The 17,632-nt window shown below is 57.6% G+C and carries 13 protein-coding genes; 5 read left to right on the top strand and 8 right to left on the bottom strand.

Annotation, left to right across the window (positions count from 1 at the left end; translation table 11 throughout):
* Window positions 1-1,179, bottom strand: coding sequence for an isochorismate synthase (locus AC6I8R_RS02630; protein ID WP_415173143.1), 1,179 nt, complete (start codon window positions 1,177-1,179; stop codon window positions 1-3).
* Window positions 1,180-1,355: 176 nt separating this feature from the next.
* On the opposite strand from AC6I8R_RS02630, the gene fepB reads away from it, so the two are divergent.
* A complete protein-coding gene (fepB, locus tag AC6I8R_RS02635) occupies window positions 1,356-2,321 on the top strand; it encodes a Fe2+-enterobactin ABC transporter substrate-binding protein (protein ID WP_497831870.1) in 966 nt (321 codons plus the stop codon).
* On the opposite strand, the gene entS is transcribed toward fepB, so the two are convergent.
* On the bottom strand, window positions 2,316-3,566 hold the full coding sequence (gene entS, locus AC6I8R_RS02640; RefSeq protein WP_497831871.1) for an enterobactin transporter EntS: 1,251 nt from the start codon (window positions 3,564-3,566) through the stop codon (window positions 2,316-2,318). The genes fepB and entS overlap by 6 nt on opposite strands.
* 181 nt (window positions 3,567-3,747) lie before the next feature.
* Here entS and fepD point away from each other — a divergent pair, with 181 nt between their 5' ends.
* The 3 genes from fepD to AC6I8R_RS02655 are packed head-to-tail and all read left to right on the top strand — an operon-like array spanning window position 3,748 to window position 6,463.
* Complete coding sequence (fepD, locus tag AC6I8R_RS02645) at window positions 3,748-4,704, top strand: Fe(3+)-siderophore ABC transporter permease (protein WP_497831872.1); 957 nt, start codon at window positions 3,748-3,750, stop codon at window positions 4,702-4,704.
* The gene (gene fepG, locus AC6I8R_RS02650) at window positions 4,701-5,672 is read left to right on the top strand and encodes an iron-enterobactin ABC transporter permease (protein ID WP_208724699.1); all 972 of its coding nucleotides are present in this window, start codon (window positions 4,701-4,703) and stop codon (window positions 5,670-5,672) included. Before fepD ends, fepG begins: the two co-directional genes overlap by 4 nt.
* Complete coding sequence (locus AC6I8R_RS02655) at window positions 5,669-6,463, top strand: ATP-binding cassette domain-containing protein (RefSeq protein WP_021185727.1); 795 nt, start codon at window positions 5,669-5,671, stop codon at window positions 6,461-6,463. Before fepG ends, AC6I8R_RS02655 begins: the two co-directional genes overlap by 4 nt.
* 76 nt (window positions 6,464-6,539) lie before the next feature.
* On the opposite strand, the gene AC6I8R_RS02660 is transcribed toward AC6I8R_RS02655, so the two are convergent.
* From AC6I8R_RS02660 to fes, 3 genes are read right to left on the bottom strand one after another with little or no spacing between them, the layout of a single operon-like run.
* Window positions 6,540-10,457, bottom strand: coding sequence for an enterobactin synthase subunit F (locus AC6I8R_RS02660; RefSeq protein ID WP_497831873.1), 3,918 nt, complete (start codon window positions 10,455-10,457; stop codon window positions 6,540-6,542).
* Window positions 10,450-10,671, bottom strand: coding sequence for an MbtH family protein (locus AC6I8R_RS02665; protein WP_021185729.1), 222 nt, complete (start codon window positions 10,669-10,671; stop codon window positions 10,450-10,452). The genes AC6I8R_RS02660 and AC6I8R_RS02665 overlap by 8 nt, the downstream gene beginning before the upstream one ends.
* Window positions 10,672-10,700: 29 nt before the next feature.
* Complete coding sequence (gene fes / locus AC6I8R_RS02670; RefSeq protein WP_497831874.1) at window positions 10,701-11,912, bottom strand: enterochelin esterase; 1,212 nt, start codon at window positions 11,910-11,912, stop codon at window positions 10,701-10,703.
* Window positions 11,913-12,165: 253 nt separating this feature from the next.
* Here fes and AC6I8R_RS02675 point away from each other — a divergent pair, with 253 nt between their 5' ends.
* Window positions 12,166-14,418: a TonB-dependent siderophore receptor gene (locus AC6I8R_RS02675; protein ID WP_415173149.1), complete on the top strand. Its 2,253-nt coding sequence runs from the start codon at window positions 12,166-12,168 to the stop codon at window positions 14,416-14,418.
* Here the strand turns inward: AC6I8R_RS02675 and pmrB are convergent.
* The 3 genes from pmrB to dacB are packed head-to-tail and all read right to left on the bottom strand — an operon-like array spanning window position 14,415 to window position 17,565.
* The gene (gene pmrB / locus AC6I8R_RS02680; protein WP_021185732.1) at window positions 14,415-15,473 is read right to left on the bottom strand and encodes a two-component system sensor histidine kinase PmrB; all 1,059 of its coding nucleotides are present in this window, start codon (window positions 15,471-15,473) and stop codon (window positions 14,415-14,417) included. The genes AC6I8R_RS02675 and pmrB overlap by 4 nt on opposite strands.
* Complete coding sequence (pmrA, locus tag AC6I8R_RS02685) at window positions 15,470-16,132, bottom strand: two-component system response regulator PmrA (protein ID WP_021185733.1); 663 nt, start codon at window positions 16,130-16,132, stop codon at window positions 15,470-15,472. The genes pmrB and pmrA overlap by 4 nt, the downstream gene beginning before the upstream one ends.
* A complete protein-coding gene (dacB, locus tag AC6I8R_RS02690; protein WP_036627468.1) occupies window positions 16,132-17,565 on the bottom strand; it encodes a serine-type D-Ala-D-Ala carboxypeptidase in 1,434 nt (477 codons plus the stop codon). Before dacB ends, pmrA begins: the two co-directional genes overlap by 1 nt.
* Between the last annotated feature and the right edge of the window lie 67 nt (window positions 17,566-17,632).

Raw genomic sequence — 17,632 nt, forward strand, 5'->3', positions numbered from 1 at the left:
TTATTGCAGTCCAAAGGCGCGCAACATGGTGTCCAGCTTCACGCCGGTTTCACGCCATTCTGATTCGGGTTGAGAGTCGGCCACAATTCCGGCACCCGCGAACAGGCGCACGCGGCTGTCATGTACCGTGCCGCAGCGGATGGTGACGACCCATTCGCCATTGCCTGCGTCATCGCACCAGCCGACGATGCCGCCAAACAGCTGACGATCGAACGGCTCCAACTGTTGGATCAGCTGCTGCGCTTGCTGATGCGGGAAACCGCTGAGCGCCGGAGTCGGATGCAGCAGGCAGGCGAGGGACAGGGCATTCTCGCGCGGGTCCTGCACTTCACCATCAATCTGCGTGGCGAGATGCCATAACGTTGAGGTGGTGATGAGCGAGGGCACTGTCGGCACCGACAGCAGACGGCTGCGCGGTTGCAGCGTGGAGCGCATCGCATCGGTGACCAGCTGATGTTCGTGCCGATCTTTACTGGAGTTCATCAACGTTTCGCCGGCTGCGCGGTCGGTTTGGCTGTCGCTATCGCGACGTGCGGAACCGGCGAGAGGACAAGAGCTGAAATCACGCCCCTGTTTACGCAACATCAGTTCCGGACTGGCTCCCAGCAACACACCACCCTGCGGCAGCGGCAGATGGAAATGGTAGCTGTTAGGGTTTTGCGCCATGACCCGCTGCATCAGCGCAGCGCTATCCACCGGTTGTTCAGTCACGATATCCATCAGGCGCGACAGGACCACTTTGTCGAGATCGCCACGTTGTGTGGCCGCCACCGCATCTGCCACCATTTGGGTAAAGGCGTCGTGATCCGGCACTGCCGCACGGCGGCGCACGGCGGGCAGCGCACTCAGTTCGGTCGGTAACGCGGCCAGTAAATCGGCACGCTTAAAGGTCTGATGGGATTCAGGAATAAACAAAGCGGCAGGTTGGCTGACATCAAACGGGATCGCACCGACCAGAATCGGTTGCTCGATACCCTGCTTTTTCGCCGCCGCAAAATGCTGGCGCAGCTGTTGCTGAAAATCACCGTCTAACGCAGCAGCATCCTGAACCGGTTCGGTCAGGGTGGTGTAGCACCCCTGAGTCACCAGGCTGCGCCAGGGAGATGTGAACAGGAATCCGCGACAAAGTGCGGAAAAATCCTTCAGCCAGGCATTTTCAAACGTGGAAGATTCCACCATAATTTTCACCTATAAATGATAAGATTATTAAGAATGATTATCATTTTTATTATGGCCCTGTAACCTACGTCGAATGGTCCAAAGAGTCAATCAGTTCGCGGGTGTTCCCTTATCTTTAAGCGTTTTCCGGCATTTATGCCGGGGGCGGAAATAAGCTAAATGATGGATGAAAACTTATGAATAAATGCGGTTTATGGGGCATGGTTGTCCTGTTGTTCATTTTACAGGCTTTTAGTGGACTTGCGCGTGCCGAACAGGGCTGGCCACGCAAAATTCAGACCGAACAGGGCGTGGTGACATTGACCAAAGCCCCCCAGCGTATTGTCTCAACCAGCGTCACCTTGACCGGTTCACTGCTGGCGATTGATGCGCCGGTGATTGCATCGGGTGCTACCGCCCCCAACAGTCGCCTCTCCGACGATCAGGGCTTCTTCCGTCAGTGGGGCGAGGTGGCGAAACAACGCGGCGTCAAACGCCTGTATATCGGTGAAGCCAACGCTGAAGCGGTGGCAGCCGAAGATCCGGATCTGATTATCGTCAGCGCCACGGGTAACGACTCCGCCATCAAGCTGGTGAGTCAGCTTTCTGCCATTGCACCGACGCTGGTGATTAACTACGACGATAAAAGCTGGCAGGACCTGATGACGCTGCTCGGTGAGGCCACCGGTCATGAAACCGAGGCGGCGCAGCATATTAAAGCCTTTGCCGATCGTCAGGCCGCGCTGAAAAAAGCCATCACATTACCGCCGCAGCCGGTTTCCGCCCTGGTGTGGAATGGCGATGGACGCGCGGTGAATTTGTGGACCGCTGAATCGGCGCAGGGCAAATTGTTGCAGCAACTGGGCTTCACCCTGGCGATGCCCCCGGCCAATATTCAACAAAGCCACAGCATGGGACAGCGCAAGGACATCATTCAGCTCGCGGGTGAAAACGTTGCCAGCGGCCTGACGGGACACAGCTTCCTGTTATTTGCTGGCGATGACAAAACCCGTCAGTCGGTGCTGGCTAATCCGTTCCTCGCACAAAACGCCGCCGTGACGCAGCAACAGGTTTATGCAATGGGCGTTGACAGCTTCCGCCTTGATTACTTCAGTGCCAGCAACCTGCTTGCTCGCCTGGAAAAACTGTTTGTGAAGTCATGATGCTTCTTCCGCCAGCGTTACGGCTGGCGGTTGATAGCGACGTAACGATCCCATCACCAGCCACATCAGCACGCCCAGCAGGGTGGCAGCAAAGCCAAACACCGCGGCCGCCTGCTGAGGTAACAGCCAGGCACCGATCCCGCCAATCAGCGCCGCGCCCAGCGCATCCCCGGTGACGTTTTGTGCCGTCCATAAGCTGTTAATACGACCCAGCAGCGCATCAGGGGTTAATGCCTGAATCAGGGTGTACTGCACCAGGCTGGTAATGGAACTGAAGTAACCGAACGCCACCAGGCAGAGCAACGCGAGGGTGAAGTTTGGCATCAGGCCAAACAGCCCGAGCGCCAGAAATGAGGCGATAGCGCTACTGATAATCAATAAACCGGGACGCGCGGCCTGTGCTAACCGACCACTGGTGACAGCGCCGATTGCGGCACCCAAAGGCACGGCAGCGAACATCAATCCCAGTCGGTCGGCACTCACCTCCCAATGCGGAGCCAGCGCCGGATAGAGCACGCGAATCGCGCTCGCCAGCGTCACCAGTGCGCCCATCAACGCCGCCATTCCCACCAAAGGCGTGGTAAACAGAAATTGCACACCGGTTGCCAGCGATTTCAGGGGGTGCTCGCGCGGCTGTGGCGGCGGCGGTAGCATCGGCAGTTTTAGTAAGGTCAGCACGGTCAGTAAGGTCCCCAGCGCCGCGAGGACGAAGTTCCATACCACGCCGCCACTGGCAATCACCATGCCGGCTATCGCCGGTGACAGGATGGAGCCGAAGCGTACTGAAAGCATGGTAATCGCGCCTGCCTGCATCAGATTCTCGCGTCCGACCAGCGCCGGAGTCGCGGCCAGCAGCGCGGTGACGCCAATCGCACCGAAAAAGCCATCCCACAGCCCCAGCAGATACACCGCAGTCAGTGAGGGTTCAGGCAACGCCGCGTTGATCGCCAGTCCGACAAAGCCCAGCCCACAGGTCGAGCGGGCGAATAAAATCAGTTTCTTACGTTCATAACGATCGGCCAGTACCCCGCCGGTTAGCAAACCAATAAACATGCCGCAGGCGGCTACCGTAACGCCGAGTCCAACCAGCAGGGGGGATTTTGTCATCTGCTGAATTTGTACCGGCACCGCCACCGCCAACATGCCGAGTGCGACAATCGAGATAAAGCGGGCGATAAATACCGCGCGAAACGCCGGATGGGATTTAAGCAGGGAGAGATCGATAAAGTGGGAGGGTTTGTTCATTTCTTCGCCTTTTTGCACCAATTTTCCTCATCTTCCGCGAGGCGAGTCATGATAACATAGACAAATACGAGTAATAACGATAACAAATATCATTATCACATTTACCCTACGCACGCGATTACGTTGATGATTAAAGGTTCATAACGCTATGCACCAGACTCGCGCACTTGCAGGATCAGGGATGCTGCTGGTGCTCCTTATTGCCCTGAGTTTAATGCTTGGGGCAAAATCCATCTCTCTTTCCGATGTTTATCATGCCGTTACCACCACCTGTGGTAGTGCGGATTGCGTTATCGTTCGCGAGGCACGTCTGCCGCGCACCCTGGCCGGATTGCTGGCGGGCGTGGCTCTGGGACTGGCTGGCGCGTTAATGCAAAGCCTGACGCGCAATCCGCTGGCTGACCCCGGCATTCTCGGTGTGAATGCCGGAGCCAGCTTCGCCGTGGTGCTGGGCATTGCGTGGTTTGGCGCAAATACCCCGTCTGAATGGCTCGGTTTTGCTTTTGGCGGTGCGTTGTTGGCTTCGTTATTGGTGTCGATGACCGGCGCGATAGGTGGCGGGCGCGTCAATCCGGTGCGTTTAACCCTGGCCGGTGTCGCGTTAAGCGCGGTACTGGAAGGGCTGACCTCAGGCATCTCGCTGCTCAATCCTGACATCTATGATCACCTGCGTTTCTGGCACAGCGGTTCGCTGGATATTCGCGACTTCACCATTCTGCGTATCCTGTGGCCAGCCGTTGCCGTCGGAAGCGTGGTGGCTTTCTGTTTGTCGCAGGCGTTAAACAGCCTGAGTATGGGCGGCGATATGGCGACCGCGCTGGGTACGCGCGTGGCCCGAACCCAGGTACTGGGGCTGCTGGCGATTGCGCTGCTGTGCGGTGCAGCCACCGCAGCGGTTGGACCGATTGCGTTTGTTGGGTTGATGACGCCGCATCTGGCGCGCTGGCTGGTGGGGAATGACCATCGCTGGCTACTGTCTGCTACCGCGTTGGTGACGCCGATCCTGCTGTTAACGGCGGATATTATTGGTCGACTGCTGGTGCCTGGTGAGCTGCGCGTTTCTATCGTTACCGCCATGCTGGGAGCACCGATGTTGATTGTACTGGTGCGGCGCAAACTCGCGCGAGGTGTTGTATGACCCGGCGCGTCATGTTTCATACCTTCTGGTTGCTGCTCGGTTGCGGATTGCTCGCGTTTCTGGCGATGACACGGGGTGCTTTGCCGGTCAGCGGTGAACAAATCTGGCAGGTGATGCTGGGACAGGGTGCCAGCAATATCAAACTGATCGTGCTGGAGTGGCGTCTGCCACGCGTGTTGATGGCGTTGCTGATTGGCGCAGCGTTGGGCGTGAGCGGCGCGATTTTCCAGTCACTGTTGCGTAATCCATTAGGCAGCCCGGATATTCTTGGCTTTAACACCGGTGCCTACAGCGGTGTGCTGGTGGCGCTGGTGTTGTTCAACCAAAACGCCTCGGCGATGACGGCCGCTGCGATGATTGGCGGCATTGCCACTGCCGCGCTGGTTTACCTGTTTGCCTGGCGTAACGGCGTGGAAACTTTCCGTTTGATTATTGTCGGCATCAGCGTGCGTGCGTTGTTGATGGGGCTTAACAGCTGGTTGATTATCAGCGCTTCGCTGGATGCTGCCCTCAGCGCCGGTCTGTGGAGCGCCGGTTCGCTGAACGGTATAACCTGGACAAAAACGCCGCCGGTGATCGTGGTGTTACTGCTGGCGCTGCTGTTGGTGGCGCTGCTGGCCCGCCGGATGCGTTTGCTGGAGATGGGGGATGACACCGCCTGCGCCCTTGGTGTGCCGGTGGAGCGTAGCCGCCTGTGGTTGATGCTGCTTGGCGTGGTGCTGATCGCTGCTTCAACGGCGCTGGTCGGCCCGATCTCCTTTGTGGCGCTACTGGCACCGCAGATTGCGCGCCGTCTCGGCGGCGGCATGCCGTTGGCAGGGTTGTGTGGAGCGCTGTTGCTGATTGCTGCCGATTTCGCGGCCCAGCATCTGTTCTTACCTTATCAATTGCCGGTGGGGGTGATTACCGTCAGCATCGGCGGCCTTTATCTGATTGCTTTACTGGTGCGGGAGGCACGACGCCAATGACCGAAATCTCCAGTCGTCTCTATGGCGAAGGGTTGACGCTGGGTTACGACAAAAAAGTGGTGGCAGAAAATTTGTCGGTGGCGATCCCGGAAGGGGAGCTGACGGTGATTATCGGCCCGAATGCCTGTGGCAAATCAACCCTGTTACGCACCCTGAGTCGTCTGAATACGCCGTTAAAAGGTCAGGTGTTTTTGGACGGAGAAGCCATTGCGCGCTATCCCACCAAAGAGGTGGCACGCCGCCTGGGCCTGCTGCCGCAAAGTTCTAACGCCCCGGCAGGCATCAGCGTCACTGAGCTGGTGGCGCGTGGACGTTATCCACATCAGGCGCTGTTCGGGCGCTGGCGTGCTGAAGATGAAGCTGCGGTGCAGCAGGCGATGCTGGCGACCGGGGTGTCTGATCTCGCTGATCAGCAGGTGGATACCTTGTCTGGCGGTCAGCGTCAGCGTGTGTGGATTGCGATGGTGCTGGCGCAGCAAACGCCGTTGTTGTTACTGGACGAGCCGACCACCTGGCTGGATATCACCCATCAGATTGAATTGCTGGAATTGATGCAGGATCTCAATCAACAGCATGGCCGTTCGTTGGTGGTGGTGCTGCATGATCTGAATCACGCCTGCCGCTATGCCACGCACCTGATTGCTATGCGTCATGGACGGATTATCGCGGAAGGGAAACCGGCAGAGATTGTCACGCCCGCGTTGATTGAGCAGGTATACGGCTTGCGCTGCGTGATTGTGGAAGACCCGGTGGCGCATACGCCAATGATTGTGCCGTTGGGACGGCCGTAGCGGTGTGATTTATCGCGCGGTTCCGTGCGCGGTGCTGGAAAAAAACGGCGCGATAAATCGCGCCCTACATTCTGGATCAGAGTTTGCTCAGTAGCCGTTGTAATAACGGTCCGATTTGCTCAAACATCTTCGGCGAAATGATATCGACGTGGGCGCAATCCATCGGCCACACCTCCAGCTCGCCGACATAAGGTGCCCAGGCGCGGCGTGCATCCTGTCCCGGCTGTTGCGTCTGTTCTGCGAGGAACAAGGTTGCGCGGCCACTGAAGCTGGCGCTGCGTGCCGTTGCCAACAGACGTACTGAACTGGCGTAGTTGGCTTCGATAGTGTCAAACATCGCCTGCATCTCTTCACCCGCCTGATGCCGTTGCGCCGCAATAAACTGCTCGCGCTCGCGGTTCACTTCGTCCAGCACTGCCGGGTCCAGCACGTTCTCGCCGCGTTTTTCATCCCAGTTTTGCGTCTCTGGCGGCCAGGTATCAAGCAGGCCGAGGAACGCTACCTCTTCACCGGCAGCCGCCAGCCGTGCCGCAATCCCCTGAGCCAGCGTGCCGCCAAGTGAATAGCCGAGGAAATAATAAGGGCCGTGCGGCTGTACCTCGCGCAGGGTGCGCAGATGGGCGTCGCACACCTCGTCCAGATGCGTGCTTTGATTCAACGGGCTGGCGGTGTCCGGCGACTGAATGCCGATCAACGACCAGCGCGCATCAAGGTAGCGTTGCAGAATGCTGAATTGCCACGCAAAGCCCGAGGCCGGATGGAAACAGAACAAATTTGGCCCACTGCCCTGGCGCAACGGCAGCACGGCCTCAAAACCGGCCTGCTGGTGGGATTGCGCATCACTTAACAATGCAGCCAGCTTCTCGACGGTGGAGGCAACCATGATCTGTCCGACGGTCACCGGCTGCCTGAGTTCACGGCGCAACTGGGCAGCAAGGCGCATCGCCAGCAGTGAATGACCACCCAGGGCAAAGAAATCATCCTGGGCGCTGATGCTGTCGCGTGCCAGCAACTGACAAAACGCCGCAGCCAGTTGGCTTTCCAGGCCGGGATGCGGTTCACGCCCGGCGCTGGCGCTGCTCGACTGCGGCAGCGGCAGGGCTTTGCGATCCAGTTTGCCGTTGCTGCTGAGCGGGAAAGCCTCCAGTTGGACAATCGCCACTGGCACCATATGGGCGGGCAGTTGCTGGGCCAGCGCGTTACGCAGAGCCTCACCGTCTACAGCATGATCGGCAATGACATAACCCACCAGTTGGCGGGCATCGCCTTGTGCCGTGGTCCCCCCCAGCACCACGGCGTGCGTCACCGCTTGCTCAATGCCAGGCTGAGCGCACAACACATGATCGATTTCGTTGAGTTCGATGCGCTGACCACGAATTTTTAACTGGTCGTCGCTGCGGCCAAGATATTCTACCGCGCCGTTGTCGAGCCAACGCGCCACGTCGCCAGTGCGATACATGCGTTCACCCTTGCCGGCCGGATCGGCGACAAAGCGGCTGGCGGTGAGATCGGGACGCCCCAGATAACCGTGTGCCAGTTGAATGCCGGTCAGATAGAGATCGCCCGCCACACCCGGCGGCACCGGTTGCAGTCGCGCATCAAGGATACGCAGGCCGGTGTTCCAGACCGGGTAGCCAATCGGCACGCTGGCACCTTCAACCGCCGCCAGTGACTCACCGAACGCCGGATACCAGCTCACATCCACCGCCGCTTCCGTCGGACCGTATAAATTGTGCAGCGGCACCTGAGTCAACTGCTCCCACTCGCGGGATAAATCGGTTGGCAGAGCTTCGCCGCTACAGAACACGCGGCGCAGGCCGGCACAACTGTTAATCGCGGCATCGTCCTGCAATGCGGCGACAAACGCCGCCAGCATCGAAGGCACAAAGTGGGTAGTGGTGACCTGATGTTGCGCGAACAACTGTTGCAGGGCTTCCGGGTCGCGATGGGCTTCCGGTGGGGCCATCACCAGTTGGGCACCGACCAGCAGCGGCCAGAAGAATTCCCACACCGAAACGTCAAAGCTGCTCGGGGTTTTCTGCAACACCACATCGTCAGCCTGCAACGGATAGTGATTTTGCATCCATAGCAGACGGTTAACGATCGCCTCATGACCGACCAGCACCCCTTTGGGACGCCCGGTAGAACCCGAGGTATAGATGATGTAGGCACCGTCCTGCGGTTGCGGCGCGCTGAGCGGGGCTGGCGCATCCGTGTGATTAAACAGCGCATCGAAATGTAACTGGCTGACGTCGGAGATGGCGGCAAAACGTGGTGCGAGTGACGCTGAGGTGATTAACGTTTGTGGTGTGGCATCTTCCAGCATCAGTTGCAGGCGATCATCAGGGTAGCCGGTATCAAGCGGCAGATAAGCCGCACCGAGCGTAACGATCGCCTGGAGTGCCAGCGACAATTGCACCGAACGCGGCAGCGCGACGGCAACAATATCGCCCCGTGCGACACCGGCGGCGCTTAGCTGTTGTGCCAGCGCAAATACCTGCTGCTGCATCTGACAGTAGCTGAGTTGATGCTGTGCATCGGCCAGCGCTGGCGCATCCGGGGTGCGGGTTACCTGCTGAGCCAACAGCGATGCCAGAGTCTCGGCAGGCACCGGGTGAGGGGTATGGTTAATATCCGCCAGCCAGTGATGTTCTGCTGCGGTCAACAGATCCAACTCGCCGCACGGGCGCTGCGGTTCCGCAGCCAACTGGGTCAGCAGCAGCGTAAAACGGCTGGCGTGGCGTTGCAGCGTCGCCAGATTGTAGCGTTCCGCATTCGCCAGCAACTCCAGCGTCAGCTCACCCTGTTCACTGATATAGATGGCGATTTCCAGATCGCGTACCGGACCAGAAGCCAGTTGATGGGTGATGCCCTCCACACCGGCGAAATCCAGTTGATAATCAAACATCTTCAGGTTGATCACCGGACCGTAGATCGGATCGCCATCGCCAAGGCGTCCCAGATCGCGTTGCACCTGTTCAGCGTCATAGCGCTGGTGGCGGCGCATTTTCTTCACTTCACCCGCCAGTTGCGTTGCCAGTGCAGCCAGTGGTTGTGACGGATCGTAATGGATCGCCATCGGTAACACGTTAATCACCGGCCCGGTGGCGCATAGCGCGGCCGAACCGATACGCCGCATAAAGATGAAACCTGCGGAAAAATCGTTTTGCCCGCTGAGGCGCGCCAACCATAAGCCAACCAGCGCGAAGGCGAGATCGGCGGCGCTGTGCTGCGGATGTTGGCTGACCAGCGTCTGGAAGGTGGCGTGATCCATCGTCAGGCTATGGCGCAGCAGTTGGGTGCTGGCGCTTTGTCCGGCCAGCGGTTGCGCCGCCAGTGAGGCAGGGGCGGGCAGGGACGCCCCTTTTTCACGCCAGAACTGGCGATCACGTTCAAAGGAGGAGGATTGCTGATAACGCTGATACTCCTCCACCACTTCGCTAAAGGGGATAAACGGCGTGGGTTCTGGCTCCTGCTGGCGCGCCCAGGCGCTGTACAGGTTGGCGATGCGCCGCGTCAGGGCGGTAAAACTGAAGCCATCCACCACCAGGTGGTGATAACGCTGATACCAGAACCAATGCTGCTCGCCGAGGCGATACAGGCAATGATGATATAAGGGAGCACCGCTCAGCACGCGCAGATCGCCATTCATATCGTCACGCATCAGCGCGCGGGCTTTGTCTGCGGGATTCTCGTCGGAGCGCAGGTCAACCACTTGCGGTGCGGTGAAATGCTGGACCTGCGGCCATTGCAGCGCTTCGCCGTCTACCTCGCCAAACGCCATATTCAGCGTATCGGCCTCCTGCATCCCATTGATGATCGCTTTGCTCAGCAACTCACTGTCAATATCGCCCTGCAATTCAATAAAGTGCGCGACCGCATAGGCGTTGTGATGGGGCGACAGCTGATCGGCAATCCAGATGCCGGGCTGTGCTGCCACCAGCGGCAGGGTTTGTTGTTCGGTATGGCGTCGATTCATCAGGGATTCAGACATTGTCGCTCCGGTTGGTGTCCTGCGTCACTGGGCGGATATTCCCCCAGTTCTGTTCCAGCCAGTTGAGGCAATCAGGCTGTGGCTGCGGGCCATACACGGCGAGCCAGCCAGCGGGGAGGGCGCTGAACGCGGGCCATAAACTGTATTGTTGCTGCGGATTGCGCAGCACCAGACAATCCTGCTGCGGATCGTCGAAGGGATTGCGATGTTCCATGTCGGCTCCTGAGTCCGGGCGAGATGAATTTATGTCGGGGTGCGCCACAGCGCCTGTAAACCATCGAGCAGGCCACCACGCCAGCACAGCGCGTCATGTCCCCCTTCTACTGGCTGGTAGTGCACCTGATATCCGGAGGCCTGCAACTTCTGTTGTAGTTGCTGATTTGCCTGCAAAATCAGTCCTTCACGTTTACCCGCTTCCAGCCAGAAACGCAGCGGCTGGCGCGGTGCCAGACCTTGATCCAGTTGCTGCAATAGCCAGCCATGCGGATTACCACGCTCCGGCCACCAGAAGGAGCCCGATAAACTGATGGCGTTGCCAAACTGCTGCGGCCAGTGCAGCGCCGCAAACACCGATGCCAGACCGCCGAAGCTCTGCCCGGCGACCACGGTACTGGCGGCCTGCGGTTGGTACGGTGCCCACTGCGCGACCTGGGGAAGTAATTCTTCCTGCAAGGCTTGCCAGAATTGCGGGTTACACGGCAACTCACGGCTGCGGTGCTCACGATCAATGATGTCGATAAACAGATAGACGGCAGCAGGCAGTGCGCCTTCATCGGTAAGTTGTTGCAGCGGTCCGGCAATCGGCATGCTGTTGGCCCAGAACTGACCGTCGAGCAAAATTGCCAGTGGCCGTGACGCGGGTTGGGCCTCGCCGGTGCAATAGATCCACACCCGGCGACTGTTGCCGAGTAAGTGGCTGTCCCAGCGATATTCTTGCAAAGGGATTGCAGGGGCGTGGCCTTCATCTATCGCACGCCATAGCTGCTGATTGGGTGCCAGCGGCAGATGCAATGGGGATACCCCCATGCCGCGTCCACCAGACCAGCCTCGCAGGGCATTGAGCGGATCCGCCTGGGCGGTCGGGAATTTGTCGCGCCACCAGTTGCGCAGCGTGTACATATCGACATCGCCGGAAAAATCCGTCGCCTGCTCATCCGGCATCAGGCAGTAGCTGCCACGCCAGTTGGCTGGCAGGGTGGTTTGCCAGTACCAGACATCGGTATTGGCTACTCGCATCAGGGATTGTGGGGCGCGGCGCTGGTGGTGATCGGTCACACCGGTGATGTTAATCCACACCCGCTGGATAGGTGACTGCGTCTCGTTGCCCTGCGGATCGCGCCAGAGGAAAGTGACCTGGCACTCGCCGTTCACTTCGCCTTCCACACGCGGGATACCTTTACGTTGTTGCTCCTGCCACCAGGCTTCACTGCCGGTCAGATCATTTAGCCAGGTCATAGGTGCTGCCAGTCGCCATTTACTCAAGGATTCTTTCACAAAGGTTATAAATAATACTATTGATAATTATTTGCATTTGCAATAGGGTGTTTCCGCTCATAAATGAGCACGCTCGTTCCGCCTGTCAACTTTCCCATTAAGGAAAGGATGCGCAACGGATAGCACTGCCAGGCTTGGAACGGGGTTTTGATAAGGACTGTGACCTTCTCACCGGCTCGCCAGCCACCTTTGCTGGCAATCCAGGAACGAAAAAATGACAAAATATTCGCGTTTATCATTAGCCATTCTGATTGAATTGGGCCTACTTTCCAGCAGCGCCTGGGCAGCAGATACCTCCAGTAATACGACTACCAGCACAGACGCCAGTTCACACGATGGTGGCACCATGATGGTGACCGCCGAGCAACAGACGCTACAGGCTCCCGGTGTTTCCACCATCACCGCTGATGAAATCAAAAAGCATCCGCCAGCCCGTGACGTCTCTGAAATCATTCGAACCATGCCGGGTGTTAACCTGACCGGTAACTCCACCAGCGGCCAGCGTGGCAACAATCGCCAGATCGATATTCGTGGCATGGGGCCAGAAAACACCCTGATTATGGTTGATGGTATGCCGATCACCAGCCGTAACTCGGTGCGACTCGGCTGGCGTGGCGAGCGTGACACCCGTGGCGATACCAACTGGGTGCCACCCGAGTTGATCGACCATATCGACGTGATCCGTGGACCGGCAGCGGTGCGCTACGGTAACGGTGCGGCGGGCGGTGTGGTGAACATCATCACCAAAAAATACACCGATCAGCAGTGGCACGGTTCCTGGAATACCTATTTCAACGTACCGCAGCATAAAGATGAAGGCGCAACCAAACGCACCAACTTCAGTCTGCAAGGCCCGCTGGGCGATGATTTCAACTTCCGTTTATATGGCGGTTTAGCCAAAACTCAGGCTGATGCTTACGATATCAACGAAGGCCATGCGGCAGATCGTACCGGGACTTACGCGGGCAGCTATCCGGCGGGACGCGAAGGTTCAGTCAATAAAGATATCAATGCCTTATTAAGCTGGGCGTTTGCGCCGATGCAGACCCTGGAACTTCAGGCGGGTTATAGCCGTCAGGGCAACCTGTATGCCGGTGATACCCAGAACACCAACACCAGCACGCTGGTGAAAAGCCTGTACGGTGACGAAACTAACCGCCTGTATCGTCAGAACGTCTCGCTGAAGTGGACCGGTGCCTGGGATAATGGCGTCAGCACCAATACCTGGGGACGCTACGAGAAAACCCGTAATACCCGCATTAATGAAGGCCTGGCAGGCGGCACCGAGGGGATCTTCTCCAACAGTGGTTTTAACACCATTCAGTTGGATGACATCATGCTGCACAGTGAAATCAGCATCCCGTTTGAATGGTTGATCAACCAGACGGCGACCCTGGGCACTGAATGGAACCAGCAGCGTATGAAGGATCCGTCTTCAACCACGCAGGCGGCCAACTACGGTAGCGTGCCGGGTATCTCCAATACCGGGCGTAGTCCTTACTCACAGGCTGAAATCTTCTCGTTGTTTGCTGAAGACAATATGGAAGTCACGGACAGCACCATGCTGACCCCAAGCCTGCGCTTCGACCATCATTCGATTGTTGGCAACAACTGGAGCCCATCACTGAACCTGTCGCAAGGTCTGGGTGATGATTTCACGTTGAAGATGGGGATTGGCCGTGCTTATAAGGCACCAAGCCTGTATCAGACCAACCCGAACTATCTGTTGTACAGCAACGGTCAGGGTTGTGCTGACGCCTCCAGCGCCTGTTATCTGCAAGGTAACAAAGACCTGAAAGCGGAAAACAGCATCAACAAAGAGATTGGCCTGGAGTGGAAACACGAAGGTTATCAGGCCGGTTTGACCTGGTTCCGTAACGATTATCGCAACAAAATTGAAGCGGGTATGGTGTCAACCGGTACCGCTTCCAACGGCACCACTAACATCTACAAATGGGAGAACGTGCCAAAAGCGGTGGTTGAAGGGCTGGAGGGAACGGTTAACATTCCTTTCTCCGATACGGTGACCTGGAATAACAACTTCACCTACATGTTGCAGAGTAAGAACAAAACTACGGGCGACCGTTTGTCGATTATTCCGCAATATACCCTGAACTCGACACTGAGTTGGCAGGCAATGGAAGATCTGTCACTGCAAACCACCTTTACCTGGTATGGTAAGCAGGTGCCGAAGAAGTATGACTATCATGGCGATCCGGTTACCGGCAGCGCTACCGATCAGGTTAGCCCTTACTCCATCCTCGGCATGAGCGGTACTTATGATGTGAACAAGTACGTCAGCGTGACGGTAGGTATCGACAACCTGTTTGATAAGCGCCACTGGCGTCAGGGTAATGCCCAGACTACCGGTAACTCAACAACCGGCGCTTACCTGTACGGTGCGGGTGCCAATACCTACAACGATTCAGGCCGTACTTACTACATGAGCCTCAACACCCAGTTCTAATTCAGCAACTGAGGCAAATGGCAGCGGGCAATCAGTCCGCTGCCATCTTTACGGTTCAGTAACTCCAGACGACCACGATGCATCTGCACGATGCGCAGCACGATATTCAAGCCCAGCCCACTGCCGCCGTAACGTTGATCGCGCCGCCGAAAGGCTTTGGTTAACTCCTCTGCCGCGCTGGCTTCGATGCCTGGTCCCTGATCCCAGACTTCAACAATCACTTGTTGTTGTTCCTGACGTAACACCACCTTCACTTCACTCCCTTCCGGGCTGTAGCGCGAGGCGTTTTCCAGCAGATTGCGCAGCATCAGGCGCAGCAATACCGCTTCGCCCTGCTGCGCTACGTCGGCACCCTGCGGCCAGTGCAGCTGCTGCTGGCGTTGCTGATAAAGTTCGGCCATCTCGGGCTGGAGCGGTTGCATGATGTCTTGCTGCCAGTGCAGCTGTTGATAATGACCACTGGCCAATGCCTGACCGGCGCGTGACAGCATCAACAACTGTTCGACGGTGTGCATCAGTTGGTCAATACGCGCCACCAACATTTCGCTCTGCGGTACATTCTGTTGTTGCAGTAATTCCAGATGCAGACGTAACCCCGCTAACGGTGTACGCAACTCGTGGGCGGCATCGGCGGTGAATAAGCGCTCCTGCTGAATGGTATGGTCAAGGCGTGACAACAGCTGATTAATGGAGGTGGTCACCGCCACGATCTCTTCCATCTCAGAGTAGATCGGCAAGGGGGACAGGTTATCGGCAGAGCGATGTGCCAGGCTGTTTTGCAGTGACTTCAGTGGGCGGATAATCCAGTTGATTGCCCAGAAGGAGAACAGCAGCGTCAGGCACACCATCACCAGCGAAGGCAGCAGTAACGAGGCTATCGCTTCACGGATTTCATTTTCAACGTGTTCATTGCGCGCTTTGGCGGAGAGGGTTTCACTCACCAGAAAGCCAATCTGCTCCCGGCTTTCGTGCCACAGCCACACGGCGCTCATGATCTGGCAGGTGAGCAGAATCAGCGCCAGCATAATCAGTAACCGCTGACGCATGCTGTTCATTCGCGCACTTCCAGCCGGTAACCCACACCACGGACGGTTTTGATGCGGTCTTTGCCGAGTTTGCGGCGCAGATTGTGGATATGGACTTCCAGGGTGTTGGAGCCGGGATCATCATTCCAGCTGTAGAGATCCTGCTGCAAGGTTTCACGGTGCACGTTCTGCCCGACCCGCATCAGCAGGCGCGTCAGCAGCGCGAACTCTTTGGGGGTGATCTCCAGCGGCAGGTTTTCCAGCAACACCTGTTGAGAACTGAGGTTGAGGGTCAAATCGCCCTGCTGAAGCAGGTTGTCGCTGTGCCCCTGATAGCGGCGAATCAATGCGCGTGCCCGGGCCTGTAACTCGACCAACGCAAAAGGTTTTACCAGATAGTCATCGGCGCCGGCATCCAGCCCGTCTACGCGATCTTCCAGCGCATCGCGAGCGGTGAGAATTAACACCGGCACGTTGATGCCGTCACGTCGCCACTGGCGCAACAAGGTTGCGCCGTCACGATCCGGCAGACCGAGATCCAACACGATCAGGCTGTACTGGCCGCTGCGCAGCAAGGCATTGCTCTCTGCGGCGTTGGCGGCACAGTCCACGGCGTAACCCTGAGCGCTCAATGCCTGGGCCAGGCCCGATTGCAGCAGCGCATCATCCTCAACGATTAACAGTTTCATCAGTTGTTCTGGTAAATATCCTTGTAGAGGCGGCTCTCAAAACGTACCAGTGGGATACGTCGCGTCTTCTGATCTTCCGGTGGCACAGCATAACCTGAAAGGTATTGCACAAAGGCGACACGCGCGCCGCTGGCGGTAGTAATAAATCCTGCCAGATTATAGACGCCCTGGAGTGAACCGGTTTTGGCTGAGACTTTGCCATCCACACCCGCTTCATGCAGACCACCACGATATTGTAGCGTGCCGTCATAACCCGCCAGCGGTAGCATCGAGATATAATTCAGCGTCGAATCATTTTTGGCAATGTATTGCAGCACCTGCATCATGGTATCCGGTGCGATCAAATCATGGCGTGACAGGCCGGAACCGTCTACCTGAATGCTGTTACCGAGATCAATACCGGCTTTTTCGCGCAGGATACGCCGCACCGCGTCAGAACCGGCGCGGAAGGTGCCAGGCACGTTAAAGTAATGATGGCCGATGGTACGGAATACGGTGTCGGCGATCATGTTGTCCGATTTCTTCAGCATGGTGTGCAGCAGATTATGCAGCGGCGCAGATTGTGTTGAGGCCAGCACCGTGCCCGGCGATGTAACCTGCGTCTGGCGTACCAGATGACCGCTGTAATCAATGTCTGCGGCGCGCAGTTCATCGCGCAGAATCTCTCCGGCCCAGGCGGCACCATCCTGAACGGCAAACGCCAGCGGGAGCGGTTCAGCACGTTGACGCATGCAGCCGGTCAGGGTGTAACGATTCAGTTCACCTGGCACCACATCCAGCTCACAATATTGTCCTTCACCGCTGTTGCGGCCCAGGGTGCGTACTTGGCTGAACATGTGAGCCGGATAATAAGAGGCGATGCGCACAAAGGCATTTTCGCCCGGCGTGTTGGCGCTGTAGAGCGAAACGGAGAAACAGTTCTTATCCACAATAGCCGCGCCCGGCGGGGCGCTGAAGCATTGGGTCAGGTCGTTCCACGGCCAGCCCGGTGCCATATCATGGCTGGCGAAGACCGAGGTATCGATCACCAGGTTGCCTTTAATATGGGTGATACCCTGCTTTTTCAGTGCGGCAACCATGTTGCGCAGATCCTGACGGCTGAGTGTCGGATCACCGGCAAAGCGCGCCACCAAATCGCCATTCAACGTACCATCGCTAACGGCGCCTTTGGTTTCCAGCGTGGTCTGAAAACGGAAGTCGGGTCCGAGTTCCAGCAACGCCGCCAGCGCGGTGACCACTTTCATGGTACTGGCGGGCAGCGCCATCTGTTTGCCATGAAAGTCGATTATCGGGGTTGATGCGCCCACTTTTTGTACCATCAGCGCCAGGTTTGCGCCGTCTGGCAAATACTGCATGTATTCTTCAACGGGGGCTGCTTGTGCCTGCAGCATAAACGCACAGGTTAGTCCGGTAACAAGTCGTGAAAATCGCATAATCTCGCGGTAACTGACGGGTGAAGGCGACAATACTACGTCCCCGGACGGTGCAAAGTAAACGATG

The sequence above is a fragment of the Pantoea sp. X-Soil-OKNW-713 genome (genome assembly GCF_059730685.1).

What these genes read in the sequence shown, in the direction of transcription:
- AC6I8R_RS02630 (WP_415173143.1), bottom strand. Translation starts at nt 1,179, where the DNA reads ATGGTGGAATCTTCCACGTTTGAAAATGCCTGGCTGAAGGATTTTTCC.
- fepB (WP_497831870.1), top strand. Translation starts at nt 1,356, where the DNA reads ATGAATAAATGCGGTTTATGGGGCATGGTTGTCCTGTTGTTCATTTTA.
- entS (WP_497831871.1), bottom strand. Translation starts at nt 3,566, where the DNA reads ATGAACAAACCCTCCCACTTTATCGATCTCTCCCTGCTTAAATCCCAT.
- fepD (WP_497831872.1), top strand. Translation starts at nt 3,748, where the DNA reads ATGCTGCTGGTGCTCCTTATTGCCCTGAGTTTAATGCTTGGGGCAAAA.
- fepG (WP_208724699.1), top strand. Translation starts at nt 4,701, where the DNA reads ATGACCCGGCGCGTCATGTTTCATACCTTCTGGTTGCTGCTCGGTTGC.
- AC6I8R_RS02655 (WP_021185727.1), top strand. Translation starts at nt 5,669, where the DNA reads ATGACCGAAATCTCCAGTCGTCTCTATGGCGAAGGGTTGACGCTGGGT.
- AC6I8R_RS02660 (WP_497831873.1), bottom strand. Translation starts at nt 10,457, where the DNA reads ATGTCTGAATCCCTGATGAATCGACGCCATACCGAACAACAAACCCTG.
- AC6I8R_RS02665 (WP_021185729.1), bottom strand. Translation starts at nt 10,671, where the DNA reads ATGGAACATCGCAATCCCTTCGACGATCCGCAGCAGGATTGTCTGGTG.
- fes (WP_497831874.1), bottom strand. Translation starts at nt 11,912, where the DNA reads ATGACCTGGCTAAATGATCTGACCGGCAGTGAAGCCTGGTGGCAGGAG.
- AC6I8R_RS02675 (WP_415173149.1), top strand. Translation starts at nt 12,166, where the DNA reads ATGACAAAATATTCGCGTTTATCATTAGCCATTCTGATTGAATTGGGC.
- pmrB (WP_021185732.1), bottom strand. Translation starts at nt 15,473, where the DNA reads ATGAACAGCATGCGTCAGCGGTTACTGATTATGCTGGCGCTGATTCTG.
- pmrA (WP_021185733.1), bottom strand. Translation starts at nt 16,132, where the DNA reads ATGAAACTGTTAATCGTTGAGGATGATGCGCTGCTGCAATCGGGCCTG.
- dacB (WP_036627468.1), bottom strand. Translation starts at nt 17,565, where the DNA reads ATGCGATTTTCACGACTTGTTACCGGACTAACCTGTGCGTTTATGCTG.